This is a genomic window from Variovorax sp. MSC1_012, assembly GCF_023667525.1.
Classification (GTDB): domain Bacteria; phylum Pseudomonadota; class Gammaproteobacteria; order Burkholderiales; family Burkholderiaceae_C; genus Variovorax; species Variovorax beijingensis_B.
The window spans coordinates 1,065,734-1,080,435 of the sequence record NZ_CM174443.1 but is presented as its reverse complement, the minus strand read 5'-3'; the positions used below and the strand labels follow the sequence as shown (position 1 = coordinate 1,080,435).

The 14,702-nt window shown below is 69.2% G+C and carries 13 protein-coding genes; all 13 read left to right on the top strand.

Annotation, left to right across the window (positions count from 1 at the left end):
* Positions 1-2: 2 nt before the first annotated feature.
* From L1081_RS05030 to L1081_RS04970, 13 genes are read left to right on the top strand one after another with little or no spacing between them, the layout of a single operon-like run.
* A complete protein-coding gene (locus tag L1081_RS05030) occupies positions 3-764 on the top strand; it encodes a 4'-phosphopantetheinyl transferase superfamily protein (protein ID WP_489415471.1) in 762 nt (253 codons plus the stop codon).
* Positions 761-1,579, top strand: coding sequence for a serine aminopeptidase domain-containing protein (locus L1081_RS05025; protein ID WP_489415470.1), 819 nt, complete (start codon positions 761-763; stop codon positions 1,577-1,579). Before L1081_RS05030 ends, L1081_RS05025 begins: the two co-directional genes overlap by 4 nt.
* A 49-nt stretch (positions 1,580-1,628) precedes the next feature.
* Positions 1,629-2,510, top strand: a complete 882-nt coding sequence (locus tag L1081_RS05020) for an alpha/beta hydrolase family protein (RefSeq protein ID WP_489415469.1) — start codon at positions 1,629-1,631, stop codon at positions 2,508-2,510.
* A gap of 31 nt (positions 2,511-2,541) precedes the next feature.
* Positions 2,542-3,729, top strand: coding sequence for a polysaccharide biosynthesis/export family protein (locus L1081_RS05015; protein ID WP_489415468.1), 1,188 nt, complete (start codon positions 2,542-2,544; stop codon positions 3,727-3,729).
* A 44-nt stretch (positions 3,730-3,773) separates the two neighbouring features.
* A complete protein-coding gene (locus L1081_RS05010; protein WP_489415467.1) occupies positions 3,774-6,068 on the top strand; it encodes a succinoglycan biosynthesis protein ExoP in 2,295 nt (764 codons plus the stop codon).
* Positions 6,065-6,727 carry a sugar transferase gene (locus L1081_RS05005; RefSeq protein WP_489415466.1) on the top strand — a complete coding sequence of 221 codons (663 nt, stop codon included), beginning with the start codon at positions 6,065-6,067 and terminating at the stop codon, positions 6,725-6,727. The genes L1081_RS05010 and L1081_RS05005 overlap by 4 nt, the downstream gene beginning before the upstream one ends.
* A gap of 56 nt (positions 6,728-6,783) precedes the next feature.
* Positions 6,784-7,764 carry an NAD-dependent epimerase/dehydratase family protein gene (locus L1081_RS05000; RefSeq protein WP_489415465.1) on the top strand — a complete coding sequence of 327 codons (981 nt, stop codon included), beginning with the start codon at positions 6,784-6,786 and terminating at the stop codon, positions 7,762-7,764.
* A gap of 42 nt (positions 7,765-7,806) precedes the next feature.
* Positions 7,807-9,129, top strand: a complete 1,323-nt coding sequence (locus L1081_RS04995) for a hypothetical protein (RefSeq protein ID WP_489415464.1) — start codon at positions 7,807-7,809, stop codon at positions 9,127-9,129.
* A gap of 8 nt (positions 9,130-9,137) precedes the next feature.
* Positions 9,138-10,235: a glycosyltransferase gene (locus L1081_RS04990; RefSeq protein ID WP_489415463.1), complete on the top strand. Its 1,098-nt coding sequence runs from the start codon at positions 9,138-9,140 to the stop codon at positions 10,233-10,235.
* Positions 10,232-11,161: a hypothetical protein gene (locus L1081_RS04985; protein ID WP_489415462.1), complete on the top strand. Its 930-nt coding sequence runs from the start codon at positions 10,232-10,234 to the stop codon at positions 11,159-11,161. Before L1081_RS04990 ends, L1081_RS04985 begins: the two co-directional genes overlap by 4 nt.
* Positions 11,162-11,170: 9 nt before the next feature.
* The gene (locus L1081_RS04980; RefSeq protein ID WP_489415461.1) at positions 11,171-12,103 is read left to right on the top strand and encodes a hypothetical protein; all 933 of its coding nucleotides are present in this window, start codon (positions 11,171-11,173) and stop codon (positions 12,101-12,103) included.
* A 30-nt stretch (positions 12,104-12,133) separates the two neighbouring features.
* Positions 12,134-13,399, top strand: a complete 1,266-nt coding sequence (locus tag L1081_RS04975; RefSeq protein WP_489415460.1) for a polysaccharide biosynthesis protein — start codon at positions 12,134-12,136, stop codon at positions 13,397-13,399.
* Positions 13,396-14,643, top strand: coding sequence for a WcaI family glycosyltransferase (locus L1081_RS04970; RefSeq protein WP_489415459.1), 1,248 nt, complete (start codon positions 13,396-13,398; stop codon positions 14,641-14,643). The genes L1081_RS04975 and L1081_RS04970 overlap by 4 nt, the downstream gene beginning before the upstream one ends.
* The last annotated feature ends 59 nt before the right edge of the window (positions 14,644-14,702 follow it).

The window sequence follows — 14,702 nt, the reverse complement described above, 5'->3', positions numbered from 1 at the left end:
TCATGGGCTCCGCAGCTTTCTCCCTGACTTCCGTCGATGCGCCGGTCTGCCGGTATCTCGAACTGGACGACGAACCCGGCCCCGAGGCGCAGCGGTTCCTCTGCGGCGAGGAACTGGAGCGCGCCGCGCAGTTCCGGTTCGCGGCCGACCGGCAGCGCTTCGTGGCCGCGCATGTTGCGCTGCGCTGCGCGCTGGCTGCGCAGACGGGCGAGCGCCCCGAAGCGCTGCGCTTCACCCGCAGCGCATTCGGCAAGCCTTCGCTGTCGGGCTGGCCACGGGTGCGGTTCTCGCTGAGCCACAGCCTGGGGCTGGGACTGCTGGCCATCGGTGAACGCGGTCCGCTGGGAGTCGACGTCGAGGTGTTGCGCCCGGTGCCCGATGCGCTCGCGCTTGCCGCGCAGCATTTCACGGAGAGCGAGAACGAGGCGCTCGCGGCCCTGCCCGCCAGCGAGCGCGAGCACGCCTTTCTGACCTGCTGGACGCGCAAGGAAGCCTGCCTCAAGGCCATCGGCCTCGGCCTGATCGTGCCGACGGAGCGCTTCGAGGTGGGGCTGGAGTCCGACTGCCGGAGCGTGGAAGTGCCGGTGGCCGGCCGGATCCTGTGGCTCGTGCTGCAGCCCGCGCCGCTGCGCGTGGACAGCGTGGGAGCGATTGCGGAATGGCGGCAGACGCACGTGCGCGCCAGCATGCCGAGTTTTGCGGCGCAGACCTGCGCCCGCTCCCGCTCGGCGGAAAGGCGCGCAGCGCAAAGGGTGCCGCAATGAACGCACACCCCTTCATGTTCGGACCGGCATCGCGCCAGATCTTCGGCGTGTTCCATGCCGCCGGCGACGGGCGGCCCGGAAGTACCGCAGTGCTCGTGTGCCCTCCTTTCGGCCAGGAGGGCCTGCGGACCCACCGCTTCTTCAAGGTGCTGGCCGAGCGCCTCGCGCGCTCGGGCATTGCCACGCTGCGCTTCGACTTCCATGGCGCGGGCGACTCGCCCGGCGATGAAAGCGAAGGAGAGCTCGACGGCTGGCGCCGCGACCTGTGCTCGGCCCACGAGGAGCTGCGCCGCAGGGTTCCAGGAAGCCGCATCGTCTGGGTGGGCGCGCGGCTCGGCGCCACCCTGGCCGTGCTGGCGGCGCGCAACGGACGCTGCGACCCGGCGCGGCTCGTGCTGTGGGAGCCGGTGATCGACGGCCGGCGCTATGCGCGCCTCCTGCGCGAGCAGCATGTGGTGGCCATCGACACGACCTTCTGCATTCCAGACCTGGTGTGGCGCCGCAACCTTGCGCACGACCCCGACGCGCTGCCCGAGGAAGCGCTGGGCACCCTGCTCTCGCCCGCGCTGCGCACGCAGCTCGGCGCGCTGGCGCCCGAATCGCTGCCGCTCACCGCCCTGCACGACACGCTGGTGCTGACCTCGCCCGACGACGAGCACACCGCGCAATGGGCGGCCGAGCAGCAGTCGCGCCACATGCCGGTGCGGCTCGCCTATTTCCAGCACCGGCTCGACTGGACCGCCGATCCCTATCCCAACAGCGCCATGGTTCCGGCCGACGCGCTCAACCGCTTGCAGGGTGCCCTCCATGAATGACATGACGCAATGCCCCGTCCGGTTCGGACCGCAAGACGCACTGATGGGCATGATCACCATTCCCATGTACCGGGCGCCGGCCGACGTCGCCTGCCTGATGCTCAACATGGGCGCCAACCACCGGGTCGGGCCGCGCCGCATCAACGTGAAGCTGGCGCACGTGCTGGCCGCGCGCGGCGTGGCCAGCCTGCGCTTCGACCTTGGCGGCCTGGGGGACAGCGACGCATCCGATGCGTCGTCCGACCTGCAGGCCCGCGCGGTGCGCGACCTGCGCGCCGGCATGGATCTTCTTGAGAACATGCTGGGCATCCGCAAGTTCGCGATCGTGGGCATGTGCTCGGGCGTGGAGCACGCCATGACCGCGGCCGCGACGGACACGCGCGTGGTGGCGCTCTCGCTGTTCGACGGCTTCGCCTTTCCGGACCGGCGCTCGCGCTGGGAACGCACGCTGCGGCGCGCGCTGGCGGCGCCCGCACATCCGTCGTTCGCGGGCAAGGCCAAGCGCTGGCTGCAGCGCCACCTGCTGCCCAGCCATTCGACCAAGCCGCTGCCCGGCTTCTTCGCGGAACGCAAGCCGCCCGAGGTCAACGCCGTGTGGTTCGGCGCCACCATGAGGCGCCTGGTCGAGCGCAAGGTGGCGGTGCAGCTGCTCTATTCGGGTTCGCTGCATGTCTGCGACCACGACCGCGACCAGCTCGGCCCGTTCCGCAGCGAGCCGTTCGCACAGGCCGTGCAGTACGAATTCATGCGCGACGCCGACCACACGCTGTGCACGGCGCGGGGACAGCAGCTGTTCCTGCGCTCCGTCGGCGGCTGGGTGGCCGCCTGCGCCATCAGCGCCGGCCCGGAACGCCGCAGCCCCAGCACCAGCCCGAGCCCGCTCGCACCCGTCGTGGAGCGCCCCGAGCACGGCGCCTACGTCCCGCAGTGAACCGATTCCCCAGGAAGAAAGGACACACCCCATGGCACACCTCGATCCGGCCAGTTCCTTGCGCATCGCCCGCGCCGTTCCCGCCCGCGCCCGCGCCCGAATCCGCATCCGATCGGCGGCGCTGCTGCTGCTGCCGCTGTGCCTGGCCGGCTGCGGGGTGCCGGGCTTCGGCCCGCCCGACAGCGGCAACTGGGGCGCCTACCGCTCGAGCGGCAGCGACGCGCGGGGCGAGCCGAAGATCGTCTCCATCACGCCCGAACTGATCCGCACGATGGCAACGCGCAACCCCGCCGCGCTGCCGGCCGATGTGCGGCAGCTGTTCGGCAAGGCGCCGGCCTACACGATCGCCCCGGGCGACGTGGTCGGCATCGTGGTCTATCGCCATCCCGAGCTGATGCCCAATGCGGGCGCCGTCATCTCGCAGCAGTCGGATCCGACGGGAGTGAGCGTCGCGCCCGGCTTCATCGTCGATGCCGAGGGCGAGATCAGCTTTCCCTACATCGGCCGCACAAAGATCGAAGGCATGACGGAGAGGTCCGCCGCCGAGATGATCTCGGGCAAGATCAAGCCCTTCGTCAAGGATCCGCTCGTGAGCGTCAGGATCCAGTCGTTCCGCAGCCGGCGCGTCTATGTGGAAGGCGAGGTCCGCACGCCGGGCCTGCAGATCTTCACCGACGTGCCGATGACGCTGGCCGAGGCCATCAACCGCGCCGGCAGCATCACGCAGGCCGGCGATCGTTCGCGCGTGATGCTGACGCGCGCGGAGCGCACGATGGTGATCGACCTGCCGCTGCTTCGGCGCCTGGGGCTGGACCCGACCCGCATCCCGCTGCAGAACGGCGACATCGTGAACGTGGGCAGCCGCGACGACAGCCGCATCTATGTGATGGGCGAGATCCAGCGCCCCACCGCGCTGCCGATGCGCGACGGCCGGCTGAGCCTGAACGAGGCGCTGGGCGATGCGGGCGGCCCGGCGCTGCAGACCGCCTCGACCGACCAGATCTACGTGGTGCGCAACTCGAGCGGCGACGTGCCCGAGGTGTTCCACCTCGATGCGAAGAACCCGGTGGCGCTGGCCCTGGCCGACCGCTTCGAGCTGCAGCCGCGCGACGTGGTCTACGTCGACCCCGTGCCGCTGGCGCGCTGGAACCGGGTGATCAGCCTGATCCTTCCCGCCGCGCAGGTCGTGAACCTCGGCGGCACCACCAGCCGCCGCTGAAGCCGCACCTCCACTCGTCCAGGCAACACACAAAGGTGATTCTCATGAATGCGCACTGGCAACCTGCACTTCCCGCTCCCTCGGCCCCCGATACCGCGGCTTCCGACAACCCTCCTTCCAGGCTCAGGGAGCACGTCGACCTGCTGCTGGACAGCCGATGGAAGATCGCGGGCATCACCGCCGTCGCGCTGCTGCTGGGCGCGGCCTACGCCATGTTCGGGCCGCGCGTGTACGAAGCCAACGTGCTGATCCAGGTCGAGGACCCGGACCGCTCGGGCGGCACGCTGGTCGGCGACTCCGCGAGCAACGCGCTCAACGCCAAGACGCCGACCGCGGGCGAGGCCGAGATCCTCAAGTCGCGCCTGGTGCTCGAGCAGGCGATCGAGAACACCAAGCTCTATATCGAGGCGCAGCCGATGTACGTGCCGATCGTCGGCGCCTGGCTGGCGCGCCGCGCCAAGACGCTCTCCGAGCCGGGCTTCGCGGGCCTGTCGGGCTACGTGAGCGGCAAGGAGCAGATCGTGGTCGCGCAGATGAACGTGCCGGCCGACCTGGAGGGCAAGCGATTCCTGCTGACCGCGGGCGCGAACGGCGCGTACACGCTGACCCACCCCAAGCTGGACAAGCCGCTCGCCGGCACCGTAGGCGTGCCCCTCGATGCGCAGACCCCGCTCGGCCCGATCCATCTGCTGGTGGGCTCGATCTCGGGCCTGCCCGGCGCGGCCTTCGAGCTGGTGCGCCAGTCCAAGCAGCTCGTGCTGCTCGAACTGCAGCGCGAGCTGCGTGTGATCGAGAAGGGCAAGCAGTCCTCGGTCGTGGAAGTGAGCTGGCGCGACGGCAACCGGACGCAGCTGGCCAACCTGCTCAACGAAGTCGCACGGCTCTACGTGCGCGTGAACATCGACCAGAAGACAGCGCAGGCACAGCGCGCCCTCAACTTCCTGGGCTCCGAGCTGCCCAAGCTCAAGCTGCAGCTGGAGCAGTCCGAGGAAATCTACAACCAGTACCGCAACCAGAACGGCACCATCAGCCTGGACGACGAGGCGCGCAACGCGCTGTCGCAGAACCTGGAACTGCAGACGAAGCTGTTCGATGCCACGCAAAAGCGCATCGAACTCTCCGAGCGCTTCACGTCCAGGGACCCGAGCGTGATGACCATCGACGCACAGATCGCGTCGCTCAGGAAAGCCCTCGGGGGCGTGGAGCAGCGCATCCGCCGCATGCCCATGCTGCAGCAGAACTCGCTGCGCATGCAGCGGGACATCAAGGTCAACACCGACCTGTACGTGTCGCTGCTCAACAGCTCGCTGCAGATGCGCCTCGCCAAGGAGGGGCGCATCGGCAACGTGCGCGTGCTCGACCAGGCGCTGCTCCCGGAAAAGCCGATCCGGCCCAAGGCCTCGATCGTCATGGGCATCGCGCTGATCGCGGGCCTTTCGTTCGGGGCGGGTTCGGCGTTCCTGCGCAGGTCGTGGCGCAAGACCATCGCCAGCCCGGCCGAGATCGAGAGCCACACGGGCCTGGACGTCTACAGCACCGTGGCGCTCAGCGCGCACCAGCCCCTGCTCGACCGCGCCGTTCGCCACGGCAAGCCCGGCGTGCACCTGCTGGCGGCGCAGCATCCGAACGACCCGGCGCTGGAGGGCTTGCGGCGGCTGCGCACGGCGCTGAAGTTCGCCATGCCCAAGGCATCGAACAACCGCGTCATGATCTCCAGCGCCACGCCGGGCGCGGGCAAGACCTTCGTGTCGTCCAACCTCGCGGCCGTGCTCGCCTCGACCGGCCGCCGCGTGCTGCTGATCGACGCCGATCTGCGGCGCAGCAGCCTGGCGGCCGTGTTCGGCCTGAAGCGCCGCGGCGGACTGTCGGAACTGATCCAGGGCGCCATCGAATTCCAGAACGCCGTCCACACAGGCGTGCTCGGGCACCTGGACGTGATGACCACCGGGGCGCTGCCCACGGACCCGAGCACGCTTCTGACGAGCGACGCCTTTGCCAGGGTGCTCGAGAAGGCCTCGGAACGCTACGACGTGGTGATCGTGGACACGCCGCCGATGCTGCTCGCCTCGGAGACGGCCGAGCTGGCGACCTGCATGGGCACGCTGCTGATGGTGGCTCGCGCCGGCGACAACGAGCTGGGCGACCTGTCGGAAAGCGCGCATCAGCTGCGGCATGCCGGTGCGCAGTTCCAGGGCGTCGTGCTGAACGCGATGGACACCAGCCGGCGCTACTACGGCAAGCTGGCTTACCGCTATGGCGGCTACCAGCCGCGGGTGCACGAGTACCCGAGCGCGGTTGCCGAGCTTCCCCAGCCTGCCCGTGCGAGCGCCGCATCATGAACACGCTGCGATCGGATGCCGCTGTCCATTCGCCTGGCAATTCACGGCTGCTGATGGGCACCAAGCGGGCCGTGGACGTGCTGCTGGCAGGTGGCTTCTTCCTTCTGCTCGGGTGGGCGTTCGCGCTGGTCTGGATCGGCGTGCTGCTGACTTCCGGCAAGCCGGGCATCTACAAGCAGCCGCGCTACGGCCGGGACGGGCGCGTCTTCAGCTTCTACAAGTTCCGCACCATGGTGCCCGATGCCGAGGCCGTGCTGGAGCGCTACCTGCGCGGCAACGAAGCAGCCCGGCGGCAGTGGGAGATGTACCAGAAGCTCGACCGCGATCCGCGCATCACGCGCTTCGGTGCGGTGCTGCGCAAATACAGCCTGGACGAACTGCCCCAGTTCTGGAACGTGCTCAAGGGCGACATGAGCGTAGTCGGCCCGAGGCCCTGCATGTTTGCCCAGAAGGAACTGTACGGCGTCTATTGGAGCAGCTACTGCGCCGTGCGGCCCGGAATCACCGGACTGTGGCAGGTGAGCGGGCGCAACGAGGTCAGCTACCGGCGCCGCGCGGCAATGGATGCGGACTATGTCGCCACCCTCTCGATCCGCCAGGACATCGCGATCCTCTTGAAGACCTTTCTCGTGGTGGCCGGAGCGCGCGGCTCGCGCTAGGCGCCACAACCCACAACCCACAACCCTCAACCCTCAACCTTTAACCGAAAGAACATATGCGTATCTACGTTGCTGGTCATCGCGGCATGGTGGGGCAGTCGCTCATGAAGCGCCTGGGCAGCCTCGGGCACGAGGTCGTCACGCGCAGTCACGAGGAACTCGATCTGCTCGACCAGGAGGCCGTTCGCCGCTTCTTCGCCACCGAGCGCGTCGACCAGGTGTACCTGGCGGCGGCGAAGGTCGGCGGCATCCACGCCAACATGACCTATCCGGCGGAGTTCATCTACCAGAACCTGCTGATTGCCGCCAATGTCACGCACCAGGCCTTCCTTGCGAACGTCAAGCGCCTGCTGTTCCTCGGCTCGAGCTGCATCTATCCGCGGCTGACCGAGCAGCCGATTCGCGAGGACGCGCTGCTGGGCGGCCAGCTCGAGCCGACCAACGAGCCCTACGCCATCGCCAAGATCGCCGGCATCAAGCTGTGCGAGAGCTACAACCGCCAGTACGGCGCCTCGCACGGCATCGACTATCGCAGCGTGATGCCCTGCAACCTGTACGGCCCCGGGGACAACTACCACGCCGAGAACAGCCACGTGGTGCCGGCACTGATCCGCCGCTTCCACCTTGCCAAGACCACCGACGCGCCCGAGGTGCTGATCTGGGGCACGGGGCAGGCCAGGCGCGAGTTTCTCTACGTCGACGACATGGCCGAAGGCTGCACCACCGTGATGGGCCTGAGCCGCGCGGGCTACGAGCAGCACACCACGCCGATGTGCGCCCATATCAACCTGGGCATGGGCGAGGACCAGTCGATCACCGAGCTGGCGCAGCTGGTCGGCGAGGTCGTGGGCTACCGCGGCCGCATCCGCTTCGACCCCTCGCGGCCGGACGGCGCGCCCCGCAAGCTGCTCGACGTGTCGTGCGCGGCCGCCATCGGGTGGCACCCCACGGTGTCGTTGGCCGAGGGCTTACAGCGCACCTATGCGGACTACCAGAAGTCGCTGCAGCCCGCCGCGCAGGAACTGGCGCACGCCTGAGCCCGCGCCGGCTCCACACGCAACACAAGCACAAGGCCTCCCATGAGAGCGCTCTCCTTCTGGTCAGGCATCGCCATCGCCTTCCTGTGCGGCTCGCTCGAGCCGGCCTGGGGCTATGCGGTGGTGTGCGCGCTGTCGCTGGTCCAGCTGTCGATGCTCCGCGCGCCGGGGGCCAGCGTCTTCCTGCTGATCCACTACGCCACGATCCTGACCTACTTCTCGGTGGCGCCAGCGATGCAGATCGCCGCCGACGTCTCGTTCTGGGACACGGGTGTGATCGGCCCGGTCGCGCACATGCAGGCGCTCACGCTGCTGCTGCTGTACATGGCGGGTGTCGAGGCGGCCCGCCTCGGCCTGCCGGATGCGTCGGCGCCGGTGCGCACCGACGCGGGCCCACAGGTTCCGTCGGCCGGCGTGGCCCACCCGGCGCTGCTGCTCCTGAGCGGCGCGATCTCGGCGTTTGCCTCGCTGTTCATCCGCCCCGACCTGAACTTCATCGCGCGCGGCATTCCGGGGGCCGACGACAACGTGCCGGTCGACTTCATCGTCTACTCGACGCTGCCCAAGCTGATCGTGCTGGTCTGCTTCGTGGCATTGGCGATCCATGCCATGCGCCGCGGCACGTTCTGGTCATGGTGCGCCGCGGGCCTTGCATTGGCAATGGCCGCCTTCGCCGCGAACCCGGTCAACACGGCGCGGCAGGTATTGCTGATCGGCCTGCTGCCTCTTTTCATCCATCTCTTCGGCCGGGGCCGGCGCTGGATGCTGGCCTTGCTGATCTTCGGCGCCATCGCGGGCCTCGGCCCGGTGCTCAACCTGGTGTCGCGCGGCAGCTTCTGGGGCGAGACGCTCACCACCTTTCCCTACAGCCCGGACTTCGACGCGATGTACGTCGTGGCCGGCATCCTGGAGCGCGCATCCGAGCCCGAGCTCGGATGGGGGCGCTACCTGCTGTCGGCTTTCTCGTTCTTCCTGCCGCGCGATTTGAAGCTGTTTCCGGAATTCGATCCGCTGGGATGGCCCGCCATCCTGGGCAACTTCTCGCAGGCCAACCTGTCGCTGCCGCCCTTCACCACCGCGTACTTCGACTTCGGGCTGGCCGGGCCCGTGATGTTCGGCCTCGCGATCTCGGCCGGCTTCCGGACGCTGGACCGGATGGTCGATCCGCGCGCCGCGCTGTCCGGCAGCTACCTGTGCGCGCTGGTGCTGCTGGCCGCCTACGTGCCGTTCTTGCGCGGGCCGATCCTCGGCTGGGGGCCGTTCGCGGCATCGGGGCTGATTGCCGCGCTGCTCGCCGGCCTGCTGAGCTCGCGCTTCCGCCCGGCACGCCGCGGCGCGGCGCCCTATGCCCCCCGCGCGGCCTGAGGTCCGGCATGTACAAGTACCTGTTCTACGACACGATCCGCCTCAACCGCGGCGCGGGCGGCGTGCTGAACGTGTCCGACCTGCTGCTGCGCAGGATGCGCCTGTGCAAGGGCGACCACATCCAGCCGGTCAGCGAACTGCATCCGCGCCTCTTCGCCGCGGCGCGGCTCCTGCGCATCAGCCGGTTCCTGGTCGAGATACTGCTCTACAACTACCACCGGCTGCGGGCGCTGGCATCGGGCGAGCGGGTGTTCTCGCTGTTCCCGAACTACTTCCTGCCGTTCACGCTCTTCGGGCGCCACCGGGATTCGATCGTGATCGTCCACGACCTGCAGTACCGGTACTACCCCGCGTACTTCAGCCGCACCAAGCGCCTGTGGCTCGACTGGAGCCTCAGGCGCGTAGCCCGCAGCGCGGCCGACGTGGTGTTCATCAGCAGGAGCAGCCAGCAGGATTTCGAGCGGCACTTCGGATGCTGCGAGCATGCGAGCGTCATCTTCAATCCGGTGGAGGCCACGCGCACAGCCGGCTCGGCCGGCGCGGCCGGGCCGTCCCGCGAACCACCCGTTGGCGAGCGCTACCTGATCGCGTCCTACCACTACTACCCGCACAAGAATTTCGGCGCCGCGCTGAAGCTCTTCGAGCGCATGAAGCGCGAAGGGCTGGTCGACTGGCTCGACATCACGGGCAACGGCGCGGCAGAAGTGGAACGGATGGTCGCGAGCATGGCCCCCGAGCTCGGCAGCTGCGTGCGACACCGCGGGCTGGTCTCGCGCCAGGAACTGACACGGCTTTATTGCGGCGCGACGGCCTTCATCTCGCTGTCGGCCTTCGAGGGCTTCAATCTCTCGGCCGCCGAAGCCGCCACGCTGGGCGTGCCGCTGCTGCTCTCGGACATTCCGGCGCACCGCGAGCTGTTCGGCGGCTACGCCTTCCTCATCGGCAGCGAGCCATGCGACATGGGCCAGCTGTCGCGGTACCTGGACGAGCACCGGGACACGCAGCCGGCCTGGCTGCATGCCGAGGCCTGCGCGCCCGGCGCGGTGGCCAGGCGCTATCTCATGCTCAAGCGCGAGGCCGTCTCGCTTGCCGGAGCCATGCAATGACGCGCGCCGCGGGCGTTCTTCGGCAGCTGCTCTCGGCCTGGCTGCTCGGTGCGGCCTGCGCGGCTTCTGCAACGGCGGCCACCGGCTTCGGCGTGATGGTGCACTACCTGCCCGACAGGCAGTCGATTGCCGATGCCGCCCGCTTCGACGTCGAAGCGTTTGCGGCATCGCTCGCGCAGATGCGCGCCTCCCACCTCATCCTGACGCTCGGGCAGAACAACGGCCAGTACATTGCGCCGAATGCAGCACTCGAGGCGCTGTGCCCGCACACTGCCGCGAACCGGCCGCCGCGCGACCTGCCGCTGGAGATCGGCCGCGCGCTGCGCAGCCGCGGCATCGCCATGGTGCTCTACCTGCCGTTTCGCGCGCCGCAGGCAGACCCCGAGCTGATGAATTGCCTGGGCGACATCTCCGAGCAGAAGCCGCCGCCGGCGGATTTCATCGCCGCATGGACCGCGGTGATCCGCGACTGGTCGCAGCACTACGGCGCGCTGGCCAGGGGCTGGTGGTTCGACGGCGTCTACAACACCCGGGGCATCTCTCCGGCCGGCTGGGATGCGCTCTGCGCCGCGGCGCGCAGCGGCGCCCCCGACCGCTGGCTGGCCTTCAATGCCGGCGAAGGCCCGGCGCGCTTCAGCGCCAAGGCCGCGCCGTGCCAGAACCTGATGGCCGGCGAATTCATGCAGCCTCCCGCGCAGTTGAGCGCACCGCGCTCGGAGCTGAAGTTCCATCTGCTGACGCCGCTCGGCGCCTCCTGGGGCCAGCCGACGGCGCCGCGCTTCACGGCCGCCCAGTTGCGCGGCTGGATCGCGCAGGCGAACGCGCGCGGCGGGCTCTTCACGCTCGACCTGCCGCTGGACGACGACTTCCGGTTTCTTCCCGCGCACATCGCGCTGGTCCGCAATGCGACGGCGCCCCGGCCCTGACACATGACCATGACCAATTCCCTTGCCTTCATCGTGGTGGAAGACCGCCAGAACAAGCCCCTGCTGCTGTGCCGCGAATCGGCGGCGCGTGCCGGGGAGCCGCTGATCGTGCTGTCGGACACCGACGCCGGGCCCGGCTACGAGCGCCTGTGCCGCAGCTACGTGCACCTGTCGAGCAATCCGCCGGAGTTCGAGAAGATCTGCTTCCGGCGCTACTTCCTGCTGTCGGAATACCTGCGCGCCCACCCCGAGCACCGCGAGTTCGTGCTGATCGACAGCGACGTGCTGCTGTTCCGCGGCGTCGGCGCGCACATCCGGCGCGTGGCCGGCAAGGCGGATTTCTCGGGCTCCTACATGCGCCCCGAGGATGGCTGGGACCCCTGCCAGATATCGCCGCACGTCAGCTACTGGACCGCGGCGGGCCTGCAGCAGTTCATCGCCTTCCTGCTCAACACCTACGCAACGTCGAGCGGCCGCAGGAAGCTGCGCTCGATCGCGGCCCGGTTTGCCGCCAGGGGCGTGCGCGGCGGCGTGTCGGACATGACCCTGCTGCACCTCTGGGCCCATGCGAGCGGCAACGCGGCGCCCATCAACCGGGTGTTCGGCGGGCGCATGATCGACCACAACATCAACGGCGGGCGCAACCTGCTGGCGAACGAATTCCAGGGCCGCGGAGGCGCCAAGCGCCTCGTGTTCGTCGACGGCCAGCCCTGCGTGGTCACGCCCGCGGGCGACATGGTGAACGTGATGGCGCTGCACTTCCAGGGCAGCGCAAAGATCGCGATGGCGCACGTGCTGCACGGCCGGGTGCACACGGTCGCCGCGCTGACCTATGGGCTGCTGCTGGCGCGCCGGGCCAAGAACTGGGCCTTCGGCGTGCGCCTGCTGGGGCAGCGCGCCGTGAACGGCGGACGCTTCGCCGGCGCCGCCGGGCCGAAATGAGCCCGCAGGCAACGCACACCCGGGCACGCCATGAACATCCTCCACCGCACCGCCCAACTCACCGGCATGCGCGCGGTGCAGCTCCACGGCCTGGGCGCGCTGGCATCGAGGCTCTATGTATACCTCTCGGGCTTCCTTGCCCTGTTCCTGATGGCCGCGTATGTCTCGCCATCGGACTTCGGCGAGTACTCGATCTACCAGTCGGTGCTGGAGGTGGCGCTGGTGGTTGCCACGCTGGGCAGTTCACTGCTCTTCGCGCGCAATGCCGCCACCGTGCCACCGGGCGTGCGGCGCGGCGACGTGGTCCGCACGCTGGCCATCGGGCTTCCGCTGGCCGCGCTGCTGAGTGCCGCCGTGCTGCACATCCAGCACCTGCCGGTGGTGGGCGCGCCCTTCGTGCTGCTGATGGCGGCGCTCGTGGTCTTCTCGCTCATGAGCCTGCGCCTGTCGTACAGCCGCGGACTGGGCCTTGCCGGGCTGCTCAACCTGGAGGGCGGCATCCGGTCGACCATCCTGGTCATCGGGGTGGCGGCCTTCGCCGCATGGGGCGCCGAGCTGCGTGCGACGCAGCTGCTGCTCATCAACCTGCTGGCCTTCCTCCTGGTGGGCGCGGTCTGCATGCACAGCCGCTGGGCCGCGGGCCCGCCGGCCGGACGCCCCGCGCTCGGCCTGGCCTCGCAGGGCAGCGCCACCGTCTATTCGCTGCTGATGTTCCTGCTTCGCAAGTCGGACCTGCTGGTGGTGGCCTTCTTCATGCCGCTCGGCTACGTGGGCGCTTTCAAGATCGCCTTCCTGCTGGCGGAGGCACCGTCGCAGTTCGTGCAGGCCTTTCTCTACACGAAGACACGGCCCATGCTGGGCACCGACGCCGCCCACGCCGACGGCCCGGAGCTGCGGCTGGCGAAGCACTCGTTCCTGCTGGGCTGCGCGCTCTTCGCGGCGCTCGCCGTGGTGATCGCAGCCGCCGCGCCGCTGCTGAAGGTCGGGCGCGACGCGCTCGAGATCTTCCTGTGCATGGCGCCCTACTTCCTGCTGCGCACCTACACGGTCCATCACGAGATGCTGCTCGCGCTCAAAGCCTCGATGGCCTCGCTGGGATGGTGGGCGCTGGCCGAGGTGCTGCTGCGGCTCTTGTCGTACGGCGCCGTGGTCGCGGTCTTTCCCGGCAAGCCGCACTACGTGTTCTTCATTGCCGCCGTGTCCGACCTGCTCCTCTACGAGGTGCGGATGCGTGCGCTGCTCGGCTTCTTTCCGCTCGCACGGCTGGTTCGCGGTTCCTTCCAGAGACCTTCATGAAAATCCTGCTCTATTCGATGAACTTCACGCCGGAGCTCGTGGGCATCGGCAAGTACTCGGGCGAGATGGCCCAGTGGCTGCATGCCAAGGGCCACGCGGTCCGGGTGATTGCCTCGCCGCCGTTCTTTCCGCACTGGGCGCCGTTCGAAGGGCACTCGGCCTGGGCGTACCGCAAGACGGACTGGAACGGCATCACGGTCTGGCGCGCCCCCACCTGGGTGCCCGCGCGGCCGCGCGCGCTGGCGCGCATGGTGCACCTGTTCTCCTTCATGCTGTCGAGCATGCCGCTGCTCTTCGGGCAGATCCGCTGGAAGCCGGACCTGGTCTTCGTCGTGGAGCCGCCTCTTTTCTGCGCGCCGGCGGTGCTGTTCTTCTCGCGGATGCTGGGCATCAAGTCGTGGCTGCACATCCAGGACTACGAGGTGGACGCGGCCTTCGACCTGGGCCTGGTGCGCGGCGCGCGGGTGCGGCGCTTCGCGCTATCGGCCGAGCGCTGGCTGCTGAGCCGCTTCAGCCGGGTGTCGACCATCTCTGCCGCAATGCTCGACAAGGCCAGGAACAAGGGCATCGACGAGACCCGGCTGGTGCTTCTTCCCAACTGGGTGGACGTGCGCTCGATCTACCCGCACGCGGCCGCCGCCCCGGGCACGGGCGACGGCGCCCAGGGCTACCGGGCCATGCTCGGCATTCCGGACGATGCGGTCGTGGTGCTCTATGCGGGCAGCCTGGGCAACAAGCAGGGCATCGAGGTGCTGGCCGAAGCGGCGGGCCGGCTGGCGGCCGCCAGGCACATCCATTTCGTGCTCTGCGGCAACGGGCCGAGCCGCGAGCCGCTGAAGGCTGCATGCGCAGGCCTGGACCACGTGCACTTTCTCGACCTGCAGCCGGCCGAGCGGCTCAACGAGCTGCTGGGCATGGCCGACATCCACGTGCTGCCGCAGCGCGCCGACGCCGCCGACCTGGTGATGCCCTCGAAGCTGGGCGGCATGCTCGCGAGCGGCAAGGCCGTGATCGTCACGGCCCATGCGGGCACCGAGCTGAGCAACGTGGTGTCGGGCCGCGGCCTGGTGGTTGCGCCCGGCAACGCCGATGCGCTGGCCGAGGCCATCGCGCAGCTCGCCACCTCGCGCCCGCAGCGCGAAGCCATGGGGGCGGCCGCCCGCTCCTTCGCCGAAACGGAGCTGGACCAGAACGCCATCCTGCAGCGCCTGGAGCGCGAGCTGATGCGCTGCCTTGCCGACTGACACCACCTCACACACCACCCACGACATCCACTTCCTCCAACTCCAACCTGGGGATCCAC